The sequence below is a fragment of the Nonomuraea sp. NPDC049695 genome (assembly GCF_040674955.1).
GTDB lineage: Bacteria > Actinomycetota > Actinomycetes > Streptosporangiales > Streptosporangiaceae > Nonomuraea > Nonomuraea helvata.
This window is the reverse complement of the sequence record NZ_JBFANV010000001.1, coordinates 150,366-174,212: the sequence shown is the minus strand read 5'-3', so window position 1 is coordinate 174,212 and position 23,847 is coordinate 150,366. Positions and strand designations below refer to the sequence as shown.

Annotated in this window: 24 protein-coding genes and 1 pseudogene; 12 read left to right on the top strand and 13 right to left on the bottom strand. The window is 72.0% G+C overall.

The window, feature by feature from the left end; translation table 11 throughout:
• Positions 1 to 33: 33 nt before the first annotated feature.
• Genes AB0J64_RS00725 through AB0J64_RS00715 form a run of 3 tightly spaced genes read right to left on the bottom strand, consistent with a single transcriptional unit; the run spans position 34 to position 3,521 of the window.
• On the bottom strand, positions 34 to 1,977 hold the full coding sequence (locus AB0J64_RS00725) for a hypothetical protein (protein ID WP_364018560.1): 1,944 nt from the start codon (positions 1,975 to 1,977) through the stop codon (positions 34 to 36).
• 57 nt (positions 1,978 to 2,034) lie between these two features.
• A complete protein-coding gene (locus AB0J64_RS00720; RefSeq protein ID WP_364018558.1) occupies positions 2,035 to 2,751 on the bottom strand; it encodes an amidohydrolase family protein in 717 nt (238 codons plus the stop codon).
• Positions 2,748 to 3,521 carry an amidohydrolase family protein gene (locus AB0J64_RS00715; protein ID WP_364018556.1) on the bottom strand — a complete coding sequence of 258 codons (774 nt, stop codon included), beginning with the start codon at positions 3,519 to 3,521 and terminating at the stop codon, positions 2,748 to 2,750. Before AB0J64_RS00715 ends, AB0J64_RS00720 begins: the two co-directional genes overlap by 4 nt.
• Positions 3,522 to 3,699: 178 nt before the next feature.
• Here AB0J64_RS00715 and AB0J64_RS00710 point away from each other — a divergent pair, with 178 nt between their 5' ends.
• Genes AB0J64_RS00710 through AB0J64_RS00690 form a run of 5 tightly spaced genes read left to right on the top strand, consistent with a single transcriptional unit; the run spans position 3,700 to position 8,868 of the window.
• Positions 3,700 to 5,571 (top strand): hypothetical protein, encoded by a 1,872-nt coding sequence (locus AB0J64_RS00710; protein ID WP_364018554.1) that lies wholly within the window; start codon positions 3,700 to 3,702, stop codon positions 5,569 to 5,571.
• A gap of 19 nt (positions 5,572 to 5,590) precedes the next feature.
• On the top strand, positions 5,591 to 6,283 hold the full coding sequence (locus AB0J64_RS00705) for an amidohydrolase family protein (protein ID WP_364018552.1): 693 nt from the start codon (positions 5,591 to 5,593) through the stop codon (positions 6,281 to 6,283).
• The gene (locus tag AB0J64_RS00700; protein ID WP_364018550.1) at positions 6,280 to 6,999 is read left to right on the top strand and encodes an amidohydrolase family protein; all 720 of its coding nucleotides are present in this window, start codon (positions 6,280 to 6,282) and stop codon (positions 6,997 to 6,999) included. Before AB0J64_RS00705 ends, AB0J64_RS00700 begins: the two co-directional genes overlap by 4 nt.
• 13 nt (positions 7,000 to 7,012) lie before the next feature.
• On the top strand, positions 7,013 to 8,173 hold the full coding sequence (locus AB0J64_RS00695; protein ID WP_364018548.1) for a DegT/DnrJ/EryC1/StrS family aminotransferase: 1,161 nt from the start codon (positions 7,013 to 7,015) through the stop codon (positions 8,171 to 8,173).
• Between the two features lie 35 nt (positions 8,174 to 8,208).
• On the top strand, positions 8,209 to 8,868 hold the full coding sequence (locus AB0J64_RS00690; protein ID WP_364018546.1) for a histidine phosphatase family protein: 660 nt from the start codon (positions 8,209 to 8,211) through the stop codon (positions 8,866 to 8,868).
• Here AB0J64_RS00690 and AB0J64_RS00685 read toward each other — a convergent pair.
• Positions 8,846 to 9,406: a hypothetical protein gene (locus AB0J64_RS00685; protein ID WP_364018544.1), complete on the bottom strand. Its 561-nt coding sequence runs from the start codon at positions 9,404 to 9,406 to the stop codon at positions 8,846 to 8,848. The two genes, AB0J64_RS00690 and AB0J64_RS00685, sit on opposite strands and share 23 nt — an antisense overlap.
• Positions 9,407 to 9,483: 77 nt before the next feature.
• Between AB0J64_RS00685 and AB0J64_RS00680 the strand changes: the two are divergent.
• Positions 9,484 to 9,600: pseudogene (locus AB0J64_RS00680) on the top strand (CoA transferase); the annotation flags it as partial.
• Between the two features lie 91 nt (positions 9,601 to 9,691).
• Complete coding sequence (locus tag AB0J64_RS00675) at positions 9,692 to 11,203, top strand: carboxyl transferase domain-containing protein (RefSeq protein WP_364018542.1); 1,512 nt, start codon at positions 9,692 to 9,694, stop codon at positions 11,201 to 11,203.
• On the opposite strand, the gene AB0J64_RS00670 is transcribed toward AB0J64_RS00675, so the two are convergent.
• The 7 genes from AB0J64_RS00670 to AB0J64_RS00640 are packed head-to-tail and all read right to left on the bottom strand — an operon-like array spanning position 11,176 to position 17,980.
• Positions 11,176 to 13,158 carry a hypothetical protein gene (locus AB0J64_RS00670; RefSeq protein ID WP_364018540.1) on the bottom strand — a complete coding sequence of 661 codons (1,983 nt, stop codon included), beginning with the start codon at positions 13,156 to 13,158 and terminating at the stop codon, positions 11,176 to 11,178. The genes AB0J64_RS00675 and AB0J64_RS00670 overlap by 28 nt on opposite strands.
• The gene (locus AB0J64_RS00665; protein WP_364018538.1) at positions 13,155 to 13,652 is read right to left on the bottom strand and encodes a sigma-70 family RNA polymerase sigma factor; all 498 of its coding nucleotides are present in this window, start codon (positions 13,650 to 13,652) and stop codon (positions 13,155 to 13,157) included. Before AB0J64_RS00665 ends, AB0J64_RS00670 begins: the two co-directional genes overlap by 4 nt.
• 34 nt (positions 13,653 to 13,686) lie before the next feature.
• The gene (locus AB0J64_RS00660) at positions 13,687 to 14,082 is read right to left on the bottom strand and encodes a hypothetical protein (RefSeq protein ID WP_364018536.1); all 396 of its coding nucleotides are present in this window, start codon (positions 14,080 to 14,082) and stop codon (positions 13,687 to 13,689) included.
• Positions 14,079 to 14,525, bottom strand: coding sequence for a hypothetical protein (locus tag AB0J64_RS00655; RefSeq protein WP_364018534.1), 447 nt, complete (start codon positions 14,523 to 14,525; stop codon positions 14,079 to 14,081). Before AB0J64_RS00655 ends, AB0J64_RS00660 begins: the two co-directional genes overlap by 4 nt.
• A gap of 26 nt (positions 14,526 to 14,551) precedes the next feature.
• Positions 14,552 to 15,328, bottom strand: a complete 777-nt coding sequence (locus AB0J64_RS00650; RefSeq protein WP_364018532.1) for a carbon-nitrogen hydrolase family protein — start codon at positions 15,326 to 15,328, stop codon at positions 14,552 to 14,554.
• A complete protein-coding gene (locus tag AB0J64_RS00645) occupies positions 15,288 to 16,274 on the bottom strand; it encodes a DUF418 domain-containing protein (protein ID WP_364018530.1) in 987 nt (328 codons plus the stop codon). The genes AB0J64_RS00650 and AB0J64_RS00645 overlap by 41 nt, the downstream gene beginning before the upstream one ends.
• The gene (locus AB0J64_RS00640) at positions 16,271 to 17,980 is read right to left on the bottom strand and encodes an alpha/beta hydrolase (protein ID WP_364018528.1); all 1,710 of its coding nucleotides are present in this window, start codon (positions 17,978 to 17,980) and stop codon (positions 16,271 to 16,273) included. Before AB0J64_RS00640 ends, AB0J64_RS00645 begins: the two co-directional genes overlap by 4 nt.
• A 25-nt stretch (positions 17,981 to 18,005) precedes the next feature.
• Here AB0J64_RS00640 and AB0J64_RS00635 point away from each other — a divergent pair, with 25 nt between their 5' ends.
• Entirely contained in the window at positions 18,006 to 19,172 is a 1,167-nt protein-coding gene (locus AB0J64_RS00635; protein ID WP_364018526.1) for a pyridoxal phosphate-dependent aminotransferase, read from the top strand.
• 3 nt (positions 19,173 to 19,175) lie between these two features.
• Here the strand turns inward: AB0J64_RS00635 and AB0J64_RS00630 are convergent, their stop codons facing one another.
• Positions 19,176 to 19,715 (bottom strand): helix-turn-helix domain-containing protein, encoded by a 540-nt coding sequence (locus AB0J64_RS00630; protein WP_364019181.1) that lies wholly within the window; start codon positions 19,713 to 19,715, stop codon positions 19,176 to 19,178.
• Positions 19,716 to 19,809: 94 nt separating this feature from the next.
• Between AB0J64_RS00630 and AB0J64_RS00625 the strand changes: the two genes are divergently transcribed.
• From AB0J64_RS00625 to AB0J64_RS00610, 4 genes are all read left to right on the top strand, one after another.
• Positions 19,810 to 20,826: an aldo/keto reductase gene (locus AB0J64_RS00625; RefSeq protein ID WP_364018524.1), complete on the top strand. Its 1,017-nt coding sequence runs from the start codon at positions 19,810 to 19,812 to the stop codon at positions 20,824 to 20,826.
• A 41-nt stretch (positions 20,827 to 20,867) separates the two neighbouring features.
• Positions 20,868 to 22,073 carry a hypothetical protein gene (locus AB0J64_RS00620; RefSeq protein WP_364018522.1) on the top strand — a complete coding sequence of 402 codons (1,206 nt, stop codon included), beginning with the start codon at positions 20,868 to 20,870 and terminating at the stop codon, positions 22,071 to 22,073.
• A 62-nt stretch (positions 22,074 to 22,135) separates the two neighbouring features.
• Positions 22,136 to 22,339: a CopG family transcriptional regulator gene (locus tag AB0J64_RS00615; protein ID WP_364018520.1), complete on the top strand. Its 204-nt coding sequence runs from the start codon at positions 22,136 to 22,138 to the stop codon at positions 22,337 to 22,339.
• Positions 22,336 to 22,716: a type II toxin-antitoxin system death-on-curing family toxin gene (locus tag AB0J64_RS00610; RefSeq protein ID WP_364018518.1), complete on the top strand. Its 381-nt coding sequence runs from the start codon at positions 22,336 to 22,338 to the stop codon at positions 22,714 to 22,716. The genes AB0J64_RS00615 and AB0J64_RS00610 overlap by 4 nt, the downstream gene beginning before the upstream one ends.
• Before the next feature lie 12 nt (positions 22,717 to 22,728).
• Here AB0J64_RS00610 and AB0J64_RS00605 read toward each other — a convergent pair whose 3' ends face one another.
• Positions 22,729 to 23,826 carry an FUSC family protein gene (locus AB0J64_RS00605; protein WP_364018516.1) on the bottom strand — a complete coding sequence of 366 codons (1,098 nt, stop codon included), beginning with the start codon at positions 23,824 to 23,826 and terminating at the stop codon, positions 22,729 to 22,731.
• Positions 23,827 to 23,847 lie beyond the last annotated feature (21 nt).

Below are 23,847 nucleotides of genomic sequence, written 5' to 3'. Positions count from 1 at the left end.
CGGAGGAGTCACGAACACCACCCTACGGGCGCGTCATCGGCCCGCGATGGCCACCCGCACGAGGTCGCGGCCGCGTACCGCGTACAGGGCCCGGTGGGAGGGATCCAGCGCCAGCTTGGGCTCGCCGCCGAACCACTGCCCGGCCAGCCCCTCCACGATGGGCTTCGCGGTGAACGCGACCAGGTCGATCTTGTATATGGCTTCGCCGTCCGTGCAGTACGCCACCCGGCCGGTCACGAACAGCTCGCCGCCCTTCGCCCCCACCTTGATCGTCCTGGTGACCTTCCTGCTCCGCAGGTCGAACTCGAACACCTCGCCCGTGCTCGCCATGCCGTACAAGGTGCCCGTCCTGCCGAGGGAGAGCGAGGAGATCTGGCGGGCGCCGGGCACCGGCTCCAGCTGCCAGAGCAGCTTCCGCCTGACGAGGTCGAAGGCGGCCAGGCGGGCGGTCGTCGTGACCGGCGGCAGGCCGAGGCCCTCCTGGATCAGGGTGCCGAGGTAGGCGACGCCGTGCCGGGCTGCGACAGAGCAGACCGTCTGGCGCTCCACCACCGGCCGGTACGTCTCGAACGTGCCGGTGCCGGGCGAGTAGAGCGAGAGCGCGCCGTTCATGTGGCCGGGCTCCGGCTGGGTGGGCATCACGATCAGGCCTGTCGCGGGGTCGTGGGCGAGGTCGCGCGGGCGGTCCTGCTGGTTGCCCGTGCGGGCGATCAGCCTGGCCTCGGTCTGGCCGGGGCGGTGCGCGTACAGGGCCGCCTGGGTGTAGACGCCCAGGTACGTGGTGTCGCCGACGGTGATGAGCGTCTTCGGCTCGCCCGCGATGGCCAGCCGGGTCACCTTGCCGGTCGCTACGTCGTGGATGTCGGCGCCGCCCTTGCCGCCGACGTAGACCCGCCGGCCGTCGGAGTGCACGGACATCGGCTCCTCGGGCGCTGACCTGAAGCCGCGCTGCACGAGGTTGACGTAGTCGAGCGAGCCGGTCGCCGGGTCGTAGACGAAGACCGCGCTGTCCTGGATGCCGTAGATCCGGCCCTCGTGGGCCAGCAGGCGGTGGGTGGCCGCCTCGAAGTACGGGACGCCGAGCACCTCCAGCTGCTCCGTGGCCAGGTTGTAGCGGTAGAACGTGCCGGAGGGGCGGCCCGCGAAGTAGACGTGCCCGTCGTGGATCAGGACCGAGACGATGTACTTCTCGCCCGCGGCGGTGGCCTTGACGACCTTGTGGTTCTGCGGCGCGGCCTTCTCCAGCACGAGCAGCTCGGCCAGCGAGTTCATGCCGCCGGCCAGATGGGTGTCCGACATGGCCAGGCTGGCGACCCAGTCGCGGTCGGCCACGGCGGGCGGCAGGAGCTCGCGCTTCTCGCCGGTCGCGCGGTCGATGGCGATGAGGTGGGCGTGGGTGCCGATCCCGGCGTAGACGTACCTGTCGTCGGCCTGGATGCTGCGGACGTACGCCTCGCCGGGGGCGGGCTGGCCCAGGTCGCGGCTCGTGCCCGTGGCCGGGTCGTACTCCCAGACGCGGCCCGGCTCGGACGTGCCCAGGTAGACCTTGCCGTCAGGGGAGGAGGCCATGGTCCAGATGTAGTGGTCGGGGTATTCGGCGACCTTGGTGACCTGGTTCGCGACGGTGTCGATCCGGTACAGGTCGGATCTCGCGTGGGTGCCGACGTAGACGTCGGTGCCGACCCTGCACATCGCCCAGATGCCCACGCCTGTCGGGATGTCGAAATGGGCCGTGACCGAATCCTGGGCGAGGTCGTACGCGCCGACCACGTTGGGCGACAGGCCGCGCGAGCCCGCGTAGAGCACGCCGCCGACGAACTCGCCGTTGCCGAGCGGGCTGGCGACGCTCGCCGGGCCCAGGTCCGTGAGCGTGCCCTCGGACTGCGCGCGGGTGGCGGCGCGGGCGGGCGTGGCGGTGAGAGTGGCGGCCGCCGTGGTCGCGGCGGCCGCCTGGAGGAAACGACGGCGGGGGATCATGCGCGGGCTCCCTTGGTGAAGTCTGGCCGCACGCTATAACGGACTAGGCCGTAATGTCTAGATCCGGAACAGGGCCGCGGCGTTGCGCCAGGCGACGCGCTCGGCGGTCTCGCCGGTGAGCCCCGCCGCCGCGACCGCTCCGAACGCCGACGACGGGTCGATCAGCGTCGCGTCGGTGCCGAACAGCAGCTGCGCCGGGTCCACGCCCGCCACCACCTCCGCGATGCGGCCGGCGGGGGCGTGCGACCAGCAGGGCTCCAGGTAGAGGCGGTCGCAGGCGTTCGCGGCCTCGATGGCGTGCCGGAAGCCGTCGGCGCCCATGTGCCCGGCGATCACCCGCAGGCCCGGGATGTCCTGGCAGACCTCCGCCAGGGCGAGCACCGACGTGCCCCAGGTGTGCACGAGGGCGGGCCGGCCGGTCGCGGCGACCAGCGTGAGCGCGTCGCGGAGCTGCGGAGAGGCGACGGGCGAGCCGGTGTAGTCGGTGTGGATCTTGACGCCGACGAACCGCCCGCCCGGCAGGTACGCCGCCAGGTCCGCCTCCGCCTCGCGCAACCGGCGCGGGTTGACCGTGACGTAGCCGAGCAGGCGGTCCTGCGTCTCCAGGTACGCGGCGAGGGCGCGGTTGCCGGCCTGCGCGTCGTAGATGACGGCCTCGGTGGCGGAGACGATCGCCCGGTCGATGCCGTAGCGGTCCATGGTGGCGAGGTTGGCCTCGGCCACGTCCATGGTGAAGAACCACGGGCCCCAGTGGGCGTGCACATCGATGATCACGGTTGGGACCTCCCCAGAAGTCTTTTCGCGTTGCCGCCTGCCACGGCGGCGATCTCCGCCGGCTTCAGCCCGCTGGTGGCCAGGCGCAGCAGGGGCACGAGGGGCTCGTAGTGCGGGGTGCGCGAGCCGTACAGGAGGCGGTCGGCGCCGAGTTGGGCGGTGGCGAGCTCCAGCGCGTCGGGGGAGTTGAGCAGGCGGGTGGAGGTGTGGAAGCCGGGCTCGTCCGCGGCGGCCACCAGGAAGTCGCCCAGGTGGTAGAAGTGCGTGTCGAGGAAGACCACACTGGCCCCGAGCCCGGCGAAGGGCTGCCAGAACCTGCGCACGTCGCCACCGGTGAGCACCACCAGGCCGAGCCGCGCCGCCTGCCGGGCGACGTGCCGCACGGACGGGAACCCCGCCTCGACGCCCTGCTCGTCGGGGAACAGCCGGACGGCCCGGACGCCTTCCGAGGCCAGCCGGTCCAGCTCGCGTGCCGCGCCGATCGGGTCGCGCAGGTCCACGGCCCCGACGGGAACGACCTGCGGGGCCTCCCGCGCGAGCAGCTCGTCGTTGCCCGAGCGCACGTCGAACAGCGCCGCCCGCAGGCTCGCCACCGCCCCCGCGCGGATCCGGTGCCCGCCCAGCAGCCCGAGCACCAAGTCAGGCGTGCCGGGTGGTCCGTCGCGGTCCGGGTACGCCCCGAACAGCACGTCCACGTCGAGCGCCACCTCCAGCTCGCCGACCAGCCGCCACGCGTCGAACGGCATACCGGTCCGATCCTCAATCGCCATGCCGCACATCATGCCATTGACGAACCATGCTTATAAAGTTACGGTCTGGGCCATAATTGCTCAGCAATGAACGCGAGGTGCGACTGTGCTCCGCTCTGTCCTGGTCATCCTGTCGGCGCTCTTACCCGCGCTCCTCACCGGCCCGGTCGCCCGGGCGGCCTAATGCGACGCCCCGGCGGTGGAGCGGTTCGGCCCGGCGTCGGTCACCGGCGCCATCGTGGGCGCCGCCGTGCACGACGGGCACGCCTACGTGGTGACCCGCGGCCTGAAGCCGCCCGTGCTCGCCGACATCGACCTCGCCACCCGGAAGGTCGTCAGGAGCGTCACCCTGCCCGACGGCCCGGCCGCCGGTGAGCCGGAGGGCGCGTGGGCCACGGCCGTGTCCGGCGGCAAGATCTATGTCGGCACCTATCCGGTGCCCGACCTCTACCGCTTCGACCCGGCCACGGGCGCCGTGGAGCGTCTGGCGTCGTTCGGGAAGAACGGCGGCTTCATCTGGAGCCTCGCCGCCGCGCCCGACGGCACGATCTACGCGGGCACCTACCCGGACGGCAAGGTCCGTGAGTACGTCCCGGCCACCGGCGCGGTGCGCGACTTCGGCGTGCTGGTCCAGGGCGAGCGGTACGTGCGGGCGGTCGCCGCCGACGACACCTACGTGTACGCGGGGCTGCTCGACAAGGGCAGACTCCTCCGGATCACCCGGGCGGACGGCACGGTCAAGGAGCTGGCGAGCGCCCCGACCGGCGTCGGCGCCGTCACCGTCCACGGCGACCGGGTGCTGGCCGCCGCCGGCGACGTGCTGATCGACGTGCGCGCGGACGGCACGGACGAGCGCCGCGCGACCCTCGGGAGCGGCACGATCGACATGCCGACCGTGGCCCCCGATGGCACCGTCTACGCCACCTCCCGGCCCGACGGCGCCGTCCACCGCTACCGGACGGGCGACACCGCCTTCGCGAAGGTCGCCGACCCGCCGTCGCCGGGCGACGAGACCAGGCGCCTGCAGCAGCTCGACGAGAACACCCTGCTCGGCTTCGCGGGCAGCGGCGGCATGTGGTGGCTGGACCTGCGTACCGGGAAGTCCGAGTTCGTCGACCTGATCGACGCCGGCCTGCCCAGCGGCCCGGAGCGGCCGCAGAGCATGCTCCTCGTGCCGAACCGCGCCGTCTACATCGGTGGCCACTTCTCCATGGAGGTACGCGACCTGCGTACGGGCGAGCGGCGCAGGTTCCGGATGCCCGGCGAGCCGAAGGACCTCGTACGGCGGGGCGACAAGATCTACGCCGCCGTCTACCCGAGCGGTCAGATCGTCTCCGTCGACCTGCGCACGGACGAGGTGCGCAGCGTCGGCTACCTGGGACACGGCCAGCAGCGCCCCTGGGACATCGAGTACGACCCTGTCACCGACAAGCTCGTGGTCGCCAGCGCCCCGCTCGGCGCCAGGCTGAACGGCGCCCTGTCCGTGGTCGACCCGCGCACCGGCCGCATCGACGTCTACGAGGGCGTCATCCCCGACGAAAGCCTCATGAGCCTCTCGCTCGACCCCCGGGGCGGAGTCGTCTACCTGGGCGGCGACGTGCTCGGCGGCGGCGGGACCCCGCCGGTCAGGACGTCCGCGTCCGTGGCCGCCTTCGACCTGCGCGCCCGCAAGGTGCTCTGGCAGGTGGACCCGGTCCCGGGACACCGCACGTTCCAGGACGTCAAGGTGCACGACGGGCTGCTGTACGGCGTCTACAAGCGCGACACGGGCACCTGGATCGCCATGGACCTGGCCACCAGGCAGGTGGTCCGGCAGGGCAAGCTCTCCGGGTACGGCGAGCTGACCGTGCACCGGGGCAGGGTGTTCGCGTCCACGTTCTTCGGCGGCGGGAACGCGTACGAGCTGGGCGCTGAGGCGAAGCTCCTGGCCACCGGGCTCGGCGACGAGTGGTACACCAACCCGCAGCTGCACTTTGAGCCCGGCTCCTGGCGGGCGTGGGCGCTCGTGGGCAGGGACCTGGCCAGGATCAGGCTCGATCCCGGCTGCCCGGCCTTGACCGTCAATCAGTGACCCCATTAAGTTTCGGTCTGTGCCGAAATATGTGATCGATGCCCACCGGCTCATCGGTCCCGTGCCGTTCGACGACCTGCCGAACGACCCCCGGGACGAGATGGGCCGGCTGGGCATCGACCGGGCCTGCGTCACCCACACGCTCAGCCTCTACTCCGACCCGCGGGCGGGCAACGAGGCGCTGCTCGCGCTCGGCGACCCCCGGTTGATCCCCGTGCCCGTGGTGGTGCCGGGGGCCGGGGGCGAGCCGGAGGGGCCTGACACGGTGGCGGCCTGGGGCGTACGGATGATCAGGCTCTGCCCCGAGCGCCACCGCTTCGACCTCACGGGACCGACCGCCGTGCGCTGGCTGGCCGAGATCGGCCTGCCCGTGGCGATCGACCTGGACGAGACCTCGCCCGCCCAGCTCCGCCACCTCGCCGAGCGCCTGCCCGGCCTGCCCGTCCTGGTGCTCAACCCCGGCTACCGCAGGCTTCGCGCGCTGGCCGAGCTGATGACCGAGGCGCCTAACGTCCTGGCCGAGATCGGCGCCGTCAACACCCAGGGCGGCGTCGAGTGGCTGGCGGCGCGGTTCGGGGCGGAGCGGCTGGTGTTCGGCACGGGCGCGCCGGTGTCCGACGACTGCGGTCCGCGCTTCCTGCTCGACCACCTCGACCTGCCGCCGGAGGACGTCGAACGGATCGCCGCCGGGACGCTGGAGGCGCTGCTGTGATCCTCGACGCCCACGGCCACGTCGGGACCTGGCCCGACTTCCTCATCCCGCATCCCACCGCCGAGCACCTCGTGGCCGCGATGGACCGGATCGGCGTCACCGCGATGGGCATCAGCCACCTGCTCGCCGTCGGCCCGGACGCGGTGCGCGGCAACGACCTGGCCATCGAGATCGCCGAGCGCTTCCCCGGGCGGTTCGGCGTGTGGCAGGTCTACAACCCGCACCACCGCACCCCGCTGGCCCGCGACGGCGTGTGGGGGGTCAAGCTCCACCCCGACGTGCACCAGTGCCGCCTCGACGACCCCCTGTACGAGCCGGTCTGGCGGCTCGGCCTGCCGGTGCTCGCGCACGGCCAGACGGACTCGCCGTGGAGCGATCCCGCCCAGTTCGCCGCCGTCGCCGCCCGCCACCCGCACGTGCGGCTGATCATGGGGCACACGGGGCTCTGGGCGTACGGTTTCGGCCGGGCGGCCCGCCTCGTGGCCGAGCACCCGAACGTGTTCCTGGAGACGTGCGGCTCGAAGATGACCGGCCGGTGGATCGCCCGGCTGGCCGCGCTGGCGGGCGCCGACCGGGTGCTGTTCGGCTCGGACGCGTGCTTCCTCGACCTGCGCACGGGCTACGGCCGCGTCGCCCTGGCCCCGCTCGGCGACGCCGACCGCGCCCTCGTCCAGGGCGCCAACCTGGCCCGCCTGCTCGGGTACGGCTCCTCATGAAGGGACGGCTCCCGTGACACTCGCCATCCGCGGCGGCATCCCCGTCCGGTCGGCCCCCTGGCCCTCCTGGCCGCCGCCCCTCGATCCCGCGCAGCGCGAGCTCGTCACCAAGGTGCTCGAGAGCGGCCTCTGGGGGGCCACGCAGGGCGGCTCCGTGGTCGCGGACCTGACCGCCGCGTTCGCCCGGCTCTCCGGCGTTCCGTACGGCGTCGCGGTCGGCAACGCCACGCTCGGCCTGTTCGCCGCGCTGCGCGGTCTCGGCGTGGGCAGAGGGGACGAGGTGGTCGTCCCGGCGTACACGTTCGTGGCGTCGGCCACCGCCGTGCTGCTGACCGGCGCCACGCCCGTCATCGCCGACGTGGACCCGGCCGACCTGCACCTGTCCGCGCAGACCGTACAGGACGCCCTGACCGGCAGGACGGCCGCGATCATGCCCGTGCACCTGGCGGGCAGCCCGGCCGCCATGGACCCCCTGAACGCCCTGGCCGCCCGCCACGGCCTCGCGGTCGTCGAGGACGCCGCCCAGGCGCACGGCGCCACGTACCATGACCGGCCCGTCGGCGGCCTGGGCGACGCGGGCGTCTACAGCTTCCAGTCCAGCAAGGCGATGACCGCGGGCGAGGGCGGTCTGATCGTCTGCCGCGACGAGGCCGTGCACGGTCGCGTCTGGTCGGCCTGCAACGTCGGCCGCGAGCTCGGCGGGCGCTGGTACGGCCACCCGTCCGTGGGCTGGAACCTGCGCCTCACCGAGATCCAGGCGGCACTCCTGCTGCCCTGGCTGGACCGCCTCGACGAGGAGATCGACCGCAGGAACGCCTTCTGCGCCGCTCTCGAACACGAGCTGGCCGCCGTCCCCGGGGTGAGCGTGGTGCCCCGGCCCGAAGGCACGACCCGCGACTCGCGCCATCTCCTGATGCTCCGCCTCGACCCCGGCGTGGACCGCGCGTTCGTGCTCGCCGCCATGGCCGCGGAGGGAGTGCCGCTCGACGCCGGGTATCCGCCGCTCGGGACCATGGCCGCCCTCACCGCCGAGGGCGCCCGCGCCGAGCCCTGCCCGGCCGCCGAGCAGGCCGCCAGGACCGTCGTGTGGGTCCGCCAGGCGATGCTCATGACCGCCCCGGAGGCGGCCGCCGACGTCGCCGAGGCGCTCGCAAAGGTGCTGTCCGCTCGCTGATCAGCCGGTGGGCAGGTCCGTGACAAGATGGCGGAATGGCCCCGGAGCGGATCATCGCGGTGCGACACGGACAGAGCGCGGCCAATCTCGCCCACCAGCAGGCCGGCGACCGGCCGCTGTTCTACGAGCCGGGCGACCACGAGGTCACGCTGACGGAGCTGGGCAGGCGGCAGGCCGCGGCGCTCGGCCGGTTACTGGCGGGCATGCCCGCGGCCGAGACCCCCGAAGTGGTGTGGTGCTCGCCCTACCTGCGGGCGCTCGACACCTGGCGGGTGGCCCTGGAGGCGTGGGGCGCCGGCCCGCTCCCGGTGACCGTGGACGAGCGGCTCAGGGACCAGGAGGCGGGGGCGTTCGCGCACTACAACCTGGCGGCGATCAGGGAGAGGTTCCCCCAGGAGCTGTTGCGGCGGGAGGCCGAGGGGCCCTACGCCTTCCGGCCGCCCGGCGGCGAGTCCCTGGACGACGTCGTGGCCAGGCTCCGCGACCTCCTCGCCGACCTGCGCGAGCACGCGGCGGGGCGGCGGGTGCTGATCGTCGCCCACGACTCGGTGGTGCTGGGGCTGCGCCATGTCATCGGGGGCGGCCCTGACGCGGAGCTGGCCGCCGTGCTGGACTTCGCGCCGGTGCTGAACGGCTCCGTGTCCGTCTGGGACCGTTCCGGGCTCGTCCGGTTCAACGACGTCGCGCATCTCTGAGTCGCTCATCGGTGGGGACGACCAGGTCGGCCCGCTCCCGGGTCCGGTCATCGGCGAACCACTCCTCCTCCGCCGCGAACCACTCCCGCCACCGCGGCTCCAGCTCGGCCCCGTCCCGCTCCATGACCCGGGCGAACCGCAGCTCCCGAGGAGCCTCCAGCCAGACGGTGAAAGCCAGCGAACGGGCGATGGAGGCGCGGGCCGTGCCGACGCCCTCGATGACCAGGGCTGGTGCGACCGGGACGGAAACGCGCTCGGCGTATTCGCCGCGTACCCAGTCGTACCTGCGAAAACCTCCAGGCAGACCGTCCCGCAGCGGGACGAGCACCTGCGACTCCAGCGCGTGGAACCAGCCGCCGGGGCCCTCCTCCCACGGCACGGGGAAGTCGTCGCTGTGGATCACCTGGCAGCCCAGCGCCGCACCCAGCCGGATCGCGAACGTCGTCTTGCCCGCCCCCGCCGGACCGTCCACCGCCACCAGCCGGACGGGGCCGCACGAAGGGCGCAGGCTCATGATGCGCTCGGCCAGGTGATTCACCGGACCCAGGGTAGGCCACCGGGTGCGTGCAACTGAGAGAATGTTCTTTCGCCCCGAACGCAAGCGGGAGGTTGATCTTGCTCGGACCCCTCGGCGACATCGTCGTGCCCGACCTGTCCAGGGCCCTGGCCGGGCCGCACGCCGGGCAGCTGCTCGGTGACCTGGGCGCTCGGGTGATCAAGGTGGAGCATCCGGACGGGCGCGAACGATGATCCGCATTCGACGGCACCGGAGGGCGCTTTCATGCGTCAACATTGCAATGTGGCTGACATCTAGGGAGCGATAGTGAGCCGTCCGGACGCGCGCACACTGATCGAAACGGTCCTCGACCGGGGGTCGTGGAAATCGTGGGACGCGCCGCCCGCCGACCCCGCGCAGCCCGGCTCCTCCTACGCCGACGAACTGGCCGCGGCCCGCGCCAAGTCCGGCTACGACGAGGCGGTCATCACCGGCGAAGGGCTGCTCGGCGGCCGCAGGGTGGCCATCGCGGCCTGCGAGTTCTCGTTCATGGCGGGCTCGATCGGGGTGGCGGCGGCCGAGCGGCTCACGGCCGCGATCGAGCGGGCCACCCGCGAGCGGCTGCCGCTGCTGGCCGCGCCCGCGTCGGGCGGCACGCGCATGCAGGAGGGCGCGCTCGCGTTCGTCCAGATGGTGAAGATCGCCGCCGCGATCCAGGCGCACCGGGCCGAGGGCCTGCCCTACCTGGTCTACCTGCGGCATCCGACGACGGGCGGGGTGTTCGCGTCGTGGGGCTCGCTCGGGCACGTCACGCTGGCCGAGCCCGGTGCGCTGATCGGCTTCCTGGGGCCGCGGGTGTTCGAGTCGCTGCACGGCTACCCGTTCCCCGAAGGCGTTCAGGTCGCCGAGAACCTGCACCGCAAGGGGCTGCTCGACGCGGTGGTGCCGGCCGAGGAGGCACGGGAGATCGCGATCAAGGCGCTCGGCGTGCTCGCCGACGACAGGTCGGGCGTCGTGGCCGGCGACCCTCCGGAGGAGGACCTGCGGCCCGTCGAGCCCTGGGAGGCGATCACCCGCTCCCGCCGCGACGACCGGCCCGGCGTGCGCGCGCTGCTCAAGCTCGCCGCCACCGACGTGACCCCGCTCAGCGGCAGCGGGGAGGGCGAGAACGAGCCGGGGCTGCTGCTCGCGCTGGCCAGGTTCGGCACGGTGCCGGCGGTGGTGCTCGGCCAGGACCGGCGGGTCCAGCGGGCCAACTCGCCGCTCGGCCCGGCCGGGCTCAGGGTGGCCAGGCGCGGCATGCGGCTGGCGGCCGAGCTGGGCCTGCCGCTGATCACGGTGATCGACACGGCCGGGGCCGACCTGTCGAAGGCGGCCGAGGAGGGCGGGCTGGCCGCCGAGATCGCCCGCTGCCTGGCCGAGCTGGTCATGCTCGACGCGCCGACCGTGTGCCTGCTGCTCGGCGAGGGCGCCGGCGGCGCCGCCCTGGCGCTGCTCCCCGCCGACCGGGTGCTCTGCGCCCAGCACGCCTGGCTGTCGCCGCTGCCGCCGGAAGGCGCCTCGGCCATCCTCTACCGCTCGGTGGACTTCGCGCCGGAGATCGCCCAGGCCCAGCGCATCCGCGCCACCGACCTGCGGCAGGACGGCATCGTGGACCGGGTCGTCCCGGAGCTGCCCGATGCCGCCTACGAGCCGAGGCAGTTCTGCGAGCGGGTGGGGCGGGCGCTGGAGTACGAGACCGCGCGGCTGCTGGAGGCGAGCCCGGCGGACCGTTTCGCGGCCCGCCAAGCCCGCTTCCGCAACCTCGGCACTCAGGGGTCGAACCGCCCCGGCCGGTAGGTCCACACCAGCTGGCCGCCGGCGTCGTACCCGGTGAACCGCATACCCGGCCAGGTGATCCCAGGCTTGCCCGCCTTCTCAGGGACAGCCCCGCTGAACCACAGCACGCCCTGCTTCCACGGGTCCGGGACGGTCTCGGCGGTGGCGGTGCCGCCGTCCTTCAGCGTGACGGTGACCTTGGCCGTGCCGGGGAGCGTGAAGCCGTACCAGTCGGTCTTCTCCTGCCCCCACTGCAGCGGCCGCTCGGGCCCGATCATGGTGCTCAGCTTCCCGCCGGGGATGGGCTCGTACGCGCCGGGCAACTCCTTGGTCCCCTTCCAGAACCGGGCGCAGTTCTCCATGACCAGCGCGGCCGTGATGCCTCTGGGCAGGGCGTGGGTGCGCCCCTGCGGGGTCTTGACGTCCCAGCAGTCGTGAGAGGTGAGGTAGACGGTTTCCAGCCGCCTGCCCTTGACCTTGACGACGTGGGCGGCGATGTCGGTGCCGTACGGGTACTTGACGTACCAGACACGGGCGGGGGCGCCGGGGGCGGACACGAACGCGCCGTGGATGCGCCGCCCGTCCCTGAGCACCGCGTCAACCGACTCCCATTCGGGCAGGGCCGTGCCATAGGAGACGGTCGTGCCCGGTTCGGGGAGGAAACTGTTCGCGGAAGCGCTGGTGAAGCTGTTCGGGTCGTTGAAGGAGGCGGTGCCGCAGCCGCCGCCCTTGCGTCCGTCGAAGCCGACACCGCCGGAGTTGCAGAACATGATCTGTCCGGCGTCCTCCCCCTTCGACCTGACGAACCAGACGCGGACAGGGCCGTAGCCGAAGTCCTCCGTGCCGGGAAGGAAGATCGTGCCGCCGACCTGATCGCCGTACTTCGGCTCATCTTGTCGCGGGGACCAGTCCCTGCGCCAGATCTCCTTCCCCGTCGCGTCGTAGGCGACCAGGGTGTAAGGCGTGTCCGCGCTCGTTCGCGTCCTCATGGTGAACAGCCTGAGGCCGAGGTTCCACGGGTCGGGTCTGGTGTCCACGGTGACCTCGCTCTGCCCGGAGACCACCATCCGCAGCCTGGCGACGTCGTTTCTTGCGGCGCCCACGCCCTGGTCGTCCGCGGGGGAATAGCTCACCGGCGCGTCCTTGAACAGATACTTGGGCTCCAAACTCATTCTGGAGATGTCCACGCCCTGGCGCAGCCAGACCAGCACGCGGCCGATCTTGTCCTTGTAAGGCGCCACGGTGACGCCGCTCCCCAGTTCGACGGGCTTGCCTTGCCGCTGATCGGCGTCGGTCAGCCCCCGGGTGAGCATGCGGCGCGGCATGTCGTAGTCGGCGCGGCCCGGCCTGCTGAACACCACCTTGGAGACAGGGTCCTGGGTGGCGTACGTGACCGTCCAGATCTGGAACGGCGCACCCTCGGGGCGCAGCAGCGTGGCCGGGATCTTCGCGCCGCTCTTGGTCACCGCGCGGACGGCCGTGACGTCCTGGCGGGCCGCGCCGTAGTCCATGGCCCTGGTCGCTCCGTCTTTCGCCGTGCTGCCCTCGAACCAGCCTGTCCACGAGATGCTCGCGTTCTGCATCCCGCCGCAGGACCCGTACGGATCCGCGGCCGCACGCTCGGTGACGTAACAGAGCTCGGGCTGGCCCATGCCGCCCTTGGCGAACCAGAGCCGCAGCGGCTTGCCCTCGGCCGGGTTGTCCACCGTCACCTGCTCACCGGCGGGCGTCCTGTCGTGCATGAGCTGCCGGTAGACCTCCTCGGGATCGGTCGCGGTGTTCCTGCCCAGGCCCCCGTTGAGCAGGACGGGAACGAACGCGGCCAGCAGCGCCGCCGGCAGCGCGGCCAGCATCCACCGGACGGGGGAGCGGCGCGGCCTGCGGCTCTGCACGCGGGCCCAGGCGTGCGGACTGGCCTCGAAGGTCCGGGCGCGGGCGTCCAGCGCGGATCGCAGGCGCTCTTCCAGGTCGTTCACGCGTCCTCCTCCGTCAACGCCTTGCCCAGGGCGGCCAGCGCCCTGCTCGCGTGGGTCTTCACCGATCCGGGCGACACGCCCATGGCCTCGGCGATCTCGCGTTCCGACAGGTCCAGCCAGTAACGCAGGACGAGGGCCTCGCGCTGGCGGCGCGGCAGGCGGTCCACGGCGGCCAGCAGTTCGCGGTGCTCCTCGGAGACGATGACCGCGTGTTCGCTGCTGCGGGCCGGTTCGGGCGGGTCGGGGCGGCGCAGTCGTACGAGCCTGAGATGTCGCAGGCGGTTACGGGTGAGGTTGCAGACGGTCGCGCGCAGGTACGACAGGGCCGCCCCGTCGTCGCGCAGGCGCCTGGTGTGCAGCCGGGCGAACGCCTCCTGGGCGATGTCCTCGGGGTCGTCCGCGCCGAGCAGCCCGGCCAGGCGTACCAGGGAGTGGTACTGGGCCGCGAACAGATCGGCGAACGACGGCTGCGCCATGGTCGCTGTTTCGGTCACGCCATAGAGACACCCGGAACGGCGGCCGGTTGACTTACGGGACCGGAATCCGTTCGACGCGGATCGAGAAGACCTCCTCGCGGGGGACCACGACCTCGTAGGCGCCGTGGTCGACCATCCAGTAGCCCAGTGCCTCCGCCTTCATCCCGCTGTGGCCCGTGTAGGCGATGTGCAGCCCGTCGTCGTCCTCGTCCAGCACGATGCAGGGCTCGCCGCCGAACGCCCCCACCGTGCGGATCAGCACCAGCCACTCGACCTGCGACTTGGCCACCACCCGCCGCCAGTAGCCCGACGCGGGCTCGAACCCCTCCAGCTCGGTCTCGCTGAACAGCACCACCTGGTCGCTGTCGGGGCCCAGGGCGGCGGGCAGCGTGCGATCGCCGAAGCGGGCCACGAAGCCGGACGCCACCGGCGTGATCGTTTCACTCATGCGGCACGCCGCCAGGTCAGGCCGTCGTACTCGGCGAAGGGCCGTTCGCCGTCGGCGGTGACGTGCACGATCTCCGCCCCGGCCGGGATCGGCATCGGAACGGTGTGGAACTGCGGCACCACGTGATCCGACGACGTCGTGAACCCGTTGCCCGCGAACGGCGGCGTGTCGCTCCAGTCGCCACCCATGTGCGGCCCGTACGGCACCGCGTACGTGTCGACGTCGCGCGCGTACCAGCGCATGACGTAGAGCTCGGGCACCTCGGCGAACAGCTCCGACCCGTCGAACGACAGGTCGAGCCCGAAATAGAGCGACTCGGGCGTGGTCAGTCTGACGCAGTCCTGGACGCGGTAGACGTAACCCGAGATGACCGTGCGCTTGCCCGACAGATATGGCACGAGCAGACGCGGCGGGACAACCTTCTGCATCTGCGTTCCGCTCACGGTACTACTTTACGATTGGTTGAACCTCAGAGGACCCGGTGTTCGAGGCATGGCAGGGTTGTTCTGGCGGTGGACGTCCATTCGTGGTCCACGCGTACTACCTGGACGCCGGCCGCCGTGCCCAGGTCGGCGCGGACCACGCCCAGCGGATCGACCAGCATGCTGCGGCCCACGCCGTAACCGTCGGACGACTCGGCCGGGTTGGGCGCCTGGCCGACCGCCGCGGTCCACATGGTGTTCTCCAGCGCGCGGGCCCTGACCAGGGTGACCCAGTGGTCCTCCTTGAGCGGCCCCGAGCCCCAGGCGGCGATCACCGCGAACAGCTCGGCGCCCTTGTCCACCAGCGCCCTGGCCAGCTCGGGGAAGCGCACGTCGTAGCAGGTGATGAGGCCGACCCTGAGCCCGGCGAGCTCGACCACGGTCGGCTCCGCGCCGGGCGCGACCAGGTCGGACTCCTTCGCGCCGAACGAGTCGAACAGGTGGATCTTCCGGTACGCCGCCCGCACCGCGCCCTGCGCGTCGATGGCCACGGCCGTGTTGTGCACCCGGCCCTCGCCCGGCTCGAAGACCCCGGCGATCACCGACAGCCCGTGCTGCTTGGCCGCCTGCGCCAGGCCGGACACGAACGGGCCGTCCAGCGGCTCGGCCAGGTCGGTGATGCGCCTGCCGTAGCGGGTGAGCGTGGCCTCGGGGAAGATCGCCAAGTCGGCCCCCTCGGCTCTGGCGAGCGCCTCCGTGGCCCGCATGAGGTTCGTGGCGGGATCAGGTGAGACCGGGATCTGGCAGAGGGCGATTGTGGTCACGGACCGACTCTAGCCGGTTGGGCACCGGTCGAAACCAGGTCAGGCATCGCCAGATCCATTCGAGGGGGCCGTACCTGAACCTGCTCAGCCACCACCTGCTGAACAGCACCTGCGCGGCCACCGTCAGCGCCGCCAGCGCCACCACCGACCAGCGGGTCGGGTCGGCGTTCAGCAGCGGCAGCGCCAGGACGATCACCGCGGTGCCCGAGACGTAGTTGGTCAGCGCCATCCTGCCCAGCGGCTCCAGCACCGCCGACAGTCGTGCCGACAGCCGTGCCTGCGGCCGTGCCTGCAGCTGGGGCCGCAGGATGAGCAGCAGTCCCAGCGAGTACGCCGCCGCGGCCGCCAGCGCGGCCACGCTGTAGAGGATCCAGGCCTGCGCGCTCGTGTGCCCGCCCGCCTGGGTGCGCACGCTCGCCCAGGCGGCCGTCAGCAGCACGGCGGCCAGCGCCGTGACCGCGAACGACGGCAGCAGCAGCCACCGGGGCGGACGCAGCCGGCACAGCCCCATGCCGACCAGGAACAGGCCGGGGATCAGGTACGGCCCGGCGCCCACCTGAAGCCCCCAGACCATCGCCGCCAGCCCCAGCAGCAGCACCGGCAGACCGCCGGACAGGAAGGAGGCGGGCAGCAGCACCGCCGCGCCATAGACGGCGTAGTCGGTCAGCACCTCGCCCTCGTAGAACAGGTGCTGCGCCATCCCGAAACAGAACAGCCAGAACAGCCTGCTCAGCAGCGCCCAGCGGCTGTTGCCGCGCAGAAACAGCACGAAGCTGACGCCGAACAGCAGCGAGAAGATCGGGTAGAACCGGCTCTGGAACAGGGCGTCGATGGTCCAGTCGACCGCGTTGCGCGCACCCTTGTCGGTGTGCTGCCACGTGTTGACCAGCATGATCCCACCCACCGCGAAGCCGCGTAGGGCGTCGAGCTCACGGATGCGCGTCACAGGAACCAGGTGAACCACCATACGAGGAATCCGGCGCCGATGACGGCCGCCGCGATCTGCGGCCACCGGCGGTGGCGAAGGAGCGCCGCGGCGGTCAGCACGGCCGAGGCGGCGGCGATCCAGGTGTAGACGGTGACCACGCTGGGCACGCCGACGGCCAGCGCGGTCTCGTTCCTGCCGGCCAGGGCGTAGACGGACTGGCCGACCAGCCCGGCGAACGCCACGCCCGACAGCCCGCCGAAGGCCCCCAGCGCCCTGCCCTTGAGCGCGCCCGCGACCAGCTGGATCAGGGAGACGAGCGCGAACAGGGCGAAGGGCGCGGCCAGCCACGGGGACTTCGAGATCTGGTACGGGGCCCCGGTCACGTGCAGGTCGCCCGGCCGTACGGCGGCGGTGTCGTCGTCGCGGCAGGGGGAGGCCGTGGGCTTCGCCGGGTCGTTCACGAACTCGAGGATCTTGCGCCGGCCGCAGGCGCTGCTCAGGAAGACGGCGTGGGAGGCGCCGGGGAACTCCTCGAAACGGGCGTCGGGGAGGGCCTCCGCGGCGGGCTTGCTGGTCCTGGCCGGGGTGGTCGGGTCGTACTGCCCGCCCACCACGTACACCGGGGCCTTGGTGGTGGCGTTGACGGGCTGGGCTTTGGGGAGCTGCCAGGCATCACACACCGCCTTGTCCACATTTACTGTGAAAAGTCGGGGCTTAGGGGTGAATGTGTTGAACGGGACCTCGTCCTGGCACTGCACCGCGTGATACAGCCCGAACTCGTGCGACACCAGCCCCCCGCCCACGGCGTCGGCCAGCGGCTGCAGCAGCTCGTCGTGGCCCTCGGCGAGCGCGCCGACCATCGCGGGCGCGACCGCCGCCACGTCCGCCTCGTGCAGCGCCTCGGCCATGATCGTGGCCAGGTCGTCGCCGCTGATCCGTGCCTGGAACGCCCTGCCGAGGATCGGGTCGGTGGTGGTCACCTGGGCGGGTTTCGCGTTCAGCCGGGCGACCGCGGCGTCGAACGCGTCTTTAATGCCGAGCCTGGTCGCCGAATCCGCCAGGTTCCTGGCGGCGTCGTCGTACCAGTTGACGCTCTCCGGCAGGTACGAGTCCAGTACCACCGACCGCGTCCCCTTGGGGTCGGCGGCGGCCACGTCCACCATGACCCGGGTGGAGTAGCTGACGCCGAACAGGTTCCAGGACTCGTACCCGAGCTTCTGACGTAACGCGACGACGTCGGCCGCGATCTCCTTGGTGTTGTATCCCCGCAGGTCGACGCCCTGCTCCTGCAGCCTCGCCCGGCACTGTCCCGCGGCCGCCGCGGCGTCGGCGGTCGGCCGCCTGAGCTGCCCGAGCAGCGCCTCGGCCGTCTCGGGGCAGCCCAGGACCGGCTGGGAGTACCTGTTGCCGCGCTGCTCGACCGCCACCACGTCGCGGTCGGGGAACATCTGGCTCAGGAACCCGGTGAGCTGCATGGACGCCGACGCCGGGCCGCCGCTCATGTACACGACGGGGTCCGGTCTGCGGTTCTTGGCGGTCGAGGTGTGGACCGCGTACCCCACCTTGATCGTCCGCCCGGGCGCGTCCCTGCGCTCCGGGACCTCCAGGAAACCGCAGGCCGTCCGCTCCGGTACGGCGACCGGACACGGGGACGCGCCGGCGTCGCTCGGGGTCATGACGGGAGGGACGGTCAGGGCAAGGGCGAGCACGACCCGGGTGATCATGGGATGAGACTAATAGTGTGGCGTTGTGACCGAACCACTTGTTGCCAGGATGCGCGCCTTCGGCACGACGATTTTCGCGGAGATGAGCGCGCTCGCCGTCGAGACCGGATCGATCAACCTCGGTCAGGGCTTCCCCGACACCGACGGGCCCGCGGCGATGCTCGACCGCGCGGTCCAGGCGATCAACTCGGGCGCGAACCAGTACCCGCCGGGGCCGGGCACGCCGGAGCTGCGCCGGGCCGTCTCGGAGCACCGCGCGGCCCACTACGGCCTCTCGTACGATCCGGCGGGCGAGATCCTGATCACGGTGGGGGCCACGGAGGCCATCGCGGCGGCCGTGCTCGCCCTGTGCGAGCCGGGGGACGAGGTGATCGCCTTCGAGCCGTACTACGACTCCTACGCGGCGTCGATCGCGCTCGCCCAGGCGCGGCTGGTGGCGGTGACGATGCGGCCGGTGGAGGGCCGCTTCACGTTCGACCCGGACGAGCTGCGCGCCGCGGTCACGCCCCGCACCCGCGCCATCCTCGTCAACTCGCCGCACAACCCCACCGGGACCGTGTTCACCCGGGCCGAGCTGGAGGTCATCGCCACGCTCTGCCAGGAACGCGACCTGGTCGCGGTGACGGACGAGGTGTACGAGCACCTGACGTTCGACGGGGTCGAGCACATCCCGCTGGCCACGCTGCCCGGCATGCGCGAGCGCACGGTGATGATCTCCTCCGCGGGCAAGACGTTCTCGGTCACCGGCTGGAAGACCGGCTGGGTGTGCGCCCCTCCCGCCCTGGTCGCGGCGGTGCAGACGGTCAAGCAGTTCCTCACGTTCACGGCGGGCGCGCCGTGGCAGCTGGCGGTGGCGTACGGGCTGCGCAACGAGCTGGAGTGGGTCTCCGCCCTGCGCGCGGGGCTCCAGGACAAGCGCGACCGCCTCATGGAGGGACTCGCGGCCGCCGGTTTCTCTGTCCTGCGGCCGTCCGGCACGTACTTCGTCCAGACGGACATCCGCCCCCTGGGCTTCTCGGACGGCCTCGAGCTCACGCGCCGCCTCCCCGAGCTCGCCGGGGTGGTGGCCATCCCGACCCAGGTCTTCTACGACCACGCCGAACGCGGCCGCCACTTCGTCCGGTTCGCCTTCTGCAAGAAGGACGAGGTCATCGACGAGGCGGTGACCCGCCTCAAACACCTCTCGGCCTGACCTCTAAGTCGACGGGCGCAGGCCGTCGAAGACGATGGCGAGCGTCCTGGTACGCAGGCTCTCGTCCCATCCGTGATGCTGCGCCGCCAGACAGGCGGCACTCAGCAGGGCGAGCAGCTCCGCCATCCCCACATCCCCCCGTACCGCCCCCGCCTCCTGCGCACGCACCAGCAGCGTCTCGATGGACCCCCGGATGTCGGGCGTCCCGGCCTTGGCGTCGATCCCCGCGGCGGCCAGGGCATCCACGAGCACCTTCTTGACGGTCGAGTCCTCCACGATCGTCGTGAAGTACGCGAAGAAGGCAGCTCCGGGGTCAGAGGCGGAGGCCAGTTCATCGGCCAGCGCCGCCAGCCGCCGCATCCTGTCGACGACGATCGCCTGGTAGAGGTCCTCCTTGGCGGGGAACTGGCGGTAGATCGTACCGACCCCCACCCCGGCCAGCGCGGCGATCTCGCGCATCGAGGCGGACAGCCCGTCCCTGGCCAGCACCACTTCGGCGGCCTCCAGCACCCGGGCACGATTGCGTTGCGCGTCCGCACGCATCAAGGAGAGCCCCTTCCCGTTGACAACCGGAACGAATGTTCCGTATGGTCGAGAACGCATCCGGAACACGCATTCCGATTATAGGGGACTCCCATTGGATCATCTGAACCTGGGCCGTTCCGGCCTGCGCGTCTCCAGGGCCTGCCTGGGCACCATGAACTTCGGCACCGAGAACGGCCTGGCCGCCGGCGACGAGGCCGAGGCGGGCCGGATCATCGACGCCTTCCTCGAAGCGGGCGGCAATTTCATCGACACCGCCGACCTCTACCACCGGGGCGAGACCGAGGAGATCGTCGGCCGCGCGCTGAAGGGCAGGCGCGAGTGGGTCGTGCTGGCCACCAAGGGCGCCATGCCGGTGGGCACGGAGGGGCGCGGCCTGTCGCGGCGCCACCTCACCAGGGCGCTCGACGCCAGCCTGCGCCGGCTCGGCACCGACTACATCGACCTCTACCAGTGCCACCAGTGGGACCCGGCGACTCCGATCGAGGAGACGATGGCCACGCTGGACGGGTTCGTCAAGGCGGGCAAGGTCCGCTATCTCGGTTGCTCCAACTTCACCGCGGCCCAGCTCGTCGAGTCGCAGTGGGCCGCCGCCCGGGTGGGCGGCACCCCGTTCGTCAGCCTGCAGCCGCAGTACTCGCTGATCCAGCGGGTGATCGAGGCGGAGATCCTGCCGGCGTGCGGGCGGCACGGCATCGGCACGGTCGTGTACGGCACCCTCGGCGGCGGCGTGCTGACCGGCCGCTACAGGCCCGGCCGTCCCCTCGACCCGGACAGCCGCATGGGCAAGCTGCTCGGCTCGTCCATGCCCGGCGCGAACCGCTGGGCCCGCTCGCTGCTCAACGACCGCAACCTGGACATCGCCGAAGGACTGGCCGAGGTCGCGGCCGGGCTCGGCGCCGCACCGGCCGGGGTGGCCCTGGCCTGGGCGGCGCGGCATCCCGGGGTGACCTCGGTGCTGATCGGGCCGCGATCGGTGGAGCAGCTGCGGGAGAACCTGGCGGCGTTCGACCTGGACCTGCCGGAGGAGGCGGCGGCCAGGCTGGACGAGATCTCCCACGTCGACCTCGGGCCGATGGACGGGTCGTTCTTCCATCTCGTCCCGCGCTGACACCCGCATAGAAACGGGTATTTCGTGGTATGCCTGGCGGGATGAGACGCCGGCATGTCGCGATGGCCCTCCTGCTCGGGCTCACCGCCGCCTGCCAGGCCCCGGCGCGCGACCACGGGGTCCAGCCGCCCGCCGTACCCACCACCTCTCAGGCCGCCCCCACGCCCGCGACGGGGGAGAGCCCCGCCGTCCCGCCCGCGGCGCCCGGCGGCTGGCGTTACGCCTACGTCGGCGCGGAGCCCGGCGGCGAGCTCTGGGACGTCGTCGCCACCGGCCCCCGCGACGCGTGGGCGATCGGGGTGCGGGACGGCAAGGCGTTCCTGCTCGGCTACGACGGCAGCACCTGGCGACCGGTCCCGCTGCCCGACGGCCTCGGCGACGTGGAGGTGATCGGGGATCTCCGTCTTGGCGCGTCGGGCCCCGGCGGCCTGTGGTTGTTCCGGTCGGACGACCAGGGCACGCGCGTGTTCCGCCGGGACGGCACGGGCTGGCGCCCGCTGCCGCCCTACCAGTGGCACGTGAGTGACGCGCAGGTGTTCTCGCCCGACGACGTCTGGGTCATCGCCGAGGAGCGCAGGGCGGGCCACTGGGACGGCGCGCGCTGGCGAACCGTCACGCTCCCCGCCCAGGCCAGTGCCCTGGACGCCACCGCGCCTGACGACATGTGGGCGGTCGGCCACCGGACATCGAGCACGACACCGGGCCCGCTCACCCAGCCGGCCGCCATGCACTGGAACGGCCGCGCCTGGCGCCTGGTCCCCACCCCCGCCTACCGCTTCCCCGATCCCGCGCCGCCCGAGGAGGACGCCTTCCTCACCGACGTCGTGGCCCTGTCAGCGAAGGAGGCGTGGGCGGTGGGCGAGCACACGTTCAACCACGGGGAGGGCGGCCCCGACCCCGCCGACCCGCCGCCGATCGTGCTGCGCTGGAACGGCTCCACCTGGAACCGCCACCCGGTGCCCACCCCGCCGATCTGCTGCCCGAAACTCGCCCAGGACGGCTCCGGCGGCGTCCTGCTCGGCTCGAGCGGTCCGGGCCTCGGCAACACCTGGCGCCTCGCCCCCGACGGCGCCGCGACCCGCCTGCCGCGGATGAAGGTGGATGCCAAGGCGTCACGCAAGCAGTACGGGTCCATCGAGGCCATGACCCACATCCCTGGCACCTCCACGGTCCTCGCCGTCGGCAGGCTGAGCGCGCGCAGCTGGTCCCGGGCCGCCATCGCCGAATTCGATGCCAACGGAGAGTAACGAAGGGTAAACTGCTAGCGGTGGTATCCCGGTGATACCACCTTCAACCTACGATGGGGGGTATGGCTATGACCCTTCGCTTGACCGACGAGCAGACCGAGGCCCTCCGTAAGCGTGCCGAGTTCGAGGGGCGCAGCATGCAGCAGGTGGCCCTGCACGCGATCGACTATTACCTCGAGCACGTCTCCGACGACGAAGTCACCGACGCGCTCGCGGAGAAGGGCGCTCGGCGCTTCGCCGACCTGTTGCGGAGGCTAGGCGAGTGACCCGTTATGTCACTCTCGAGCAGGGGCTGCGCATCGCCCGCACTGCCGTGGGCGGCCCCATCCAGATGCGCGATCTCGGGCTTCTCGAGGCGGCGCTCCTGCGGCCGCAGACGTCTCTGTTCGGCCACGACGCCTATCCCGATGTGTTCGTGAAAGCCGCGGCCCTGCTCCATTCGATCGTCACCAATCACCCTCTCGTTGATGGGAACAAACGGGCAGGGTGGCTGACGACGTATGTCTTTCTCGCCAAGAACGGGATCGAGCTCGATCCGGTCGACGACTCTGCCTACGACCTCGTCATCGCCGTCGCATCCGGCAAGCTCACTGAGGTGGACGAGATCGCGGACGTCCTGCGTACCTTCACGACGCCGTCCTGACCGGCGCGCACCTCAGCTACGTGAGCCCTCGTTGCTCGCCGCGTCCAGCGGCGTCAGCGTGTCCGTGGCGGCCTCGTGCTCCATCCCCGTCGCCTGCAGCAGGTCCACGACCACCGAACGCAACTGCGCGATGATCACGTGCGCCGAGAAGCCGAGCCCGTCGGGCCGTTCCCGGGCCGCGACGGCGAGCAGCGCCTGCCGGGCCAGCGTCGGTTCGCGGCCCGCCCCGAGCTCCAGTTGCAGCAGCAGCGCCGCCTCCGAGACCTCGCGCAGCGCCTCCGCCAGGGCTGGGGGCGGCGGGCTGGCCTCGCCGAGCGCCGCGAGGGTGCGCCTGGCCAGGACCCGCGCGTTCCGCAGCGCCAGGTCCACCGGCACGGCCGCGGTCTCGTACCGTGCCAGGCTGGTCTTGCGGTGCCAGTGCAGCGGCGAGATGAGCGTGATCTCCTTGGCGGTCTCCAGCGCCTGCTCGTACTCGTGGACCGCGTCCTGCGTGGTGCGCGCCTCCTCCAGCGCCTCGGCCGCCAGGTCCACGTCCCGCTTCTCGATCGCCTCCGCGGCCCGCTCCAGCACCGTGGACAGCGCGTCGAGCACCCCCGACAGGTGCTTGGCCGCGATCGTGAACGGGCTGGCGGGCAGCAGCGCCACCGCCAGGATCCCGACGACGCCCCCGGTGAGCGCGTCGACCATCCGGTCCAGGCCCCCGCCCCCGTCGCCGGGCACCAGGGCGGCCACCAGCACGGCCGACGAGCCGGCCTGCGCGACGAACAGCGCCCCGCTGTTCAGCAGCACCGCCACGGTCATCGCCAGCGCCACCACGAGCGCGAGCTGCCATGCGCCCGAGCCGATCCACGACACCAGCAGGTCGCCGATGCCCACTCCGAGGCTGACGCCGATCACCAGTTCGGCCACCCTGCGCAGCCGCTGCCCGAGCCCGACGCCCACGCAGATCAGCACGGAGATCGGGGCGAAGAGCGGGTGTGGGTGGCCGAGCAGCTCGATGGCGATGATCCAGGCCAGTGCGGCGCCGATCGCGCACTGCGCGATGGAGGGTGCCATGAGGCCGAACGTGCCCAGTCGTTCCTTCACATGATCGCTGAGCCTGGTTCGCACCCTTCTACCTTGGCGGATCTT

Excerpts from the sequence above, each read along its gene's own strand:
- AB0J64_RS00615 (WP_364018520.1), top strand. The coding sequence starts at position 22,136 with ATGGCTATGACCCTTCGCTTGACCGACGAGCAGACCGAGGCCCTCCGT.
- AB0J64_RS00620 (WP_364018522.1), top strand. The coding sequence starts at position 20,868 with ATGAGACGCCGGCATGTCGCGATGGCCCTCCTGCTCGGGCTCACCGCC.
- AB0J64_RS00660 (WP_364018536.1), bottom strand. The coding sequence starts at position 14,082 with ATGAGTGAAACGATCACGCCGGTGGCGTCCGGCTTCGTGGCCCGCTTC.
- AB0J64_RS00725 (WP_364018560.1), bottom strand. The coding sequence starts at position 1,977 with ATGATCCCCCGCCGTCGTTTCCTCCAGGCGGCCGCCGCGACCACGGCG.
- AB0J64_RS00640 (WP_364018528.1), bottom strand. The coding sequence starts at position 17,980 with ATGATCACCCGGGTCGTGCTCGCCCTTGCCCTGACCGTCCCTCCCGTC.
- AB0J64_RS00715 (WP_364018556.1), bottom strand. The coding sequence starts at position 3,521 with ATGGCGATTGAGGATCGGACCGGTATGCCGTTCGACGCGTGGCGGCTG.
- AB0J64_RS00690 (WP_364018546.1), top strand. The coding sequence starts at position 8,209 with ATGGCCCCGGAGCGGATCATCGCGGTGCGACACGGACAGAGCGCGGCC.
- AB0J64_RS00630 (WP_364019181.1), bottom strand. The coding sequence starts at position 19,715 with ATGCGTGCGGACGCGCAACGCAATCGTGCCCGGGTGCTGGAGGCCGCC.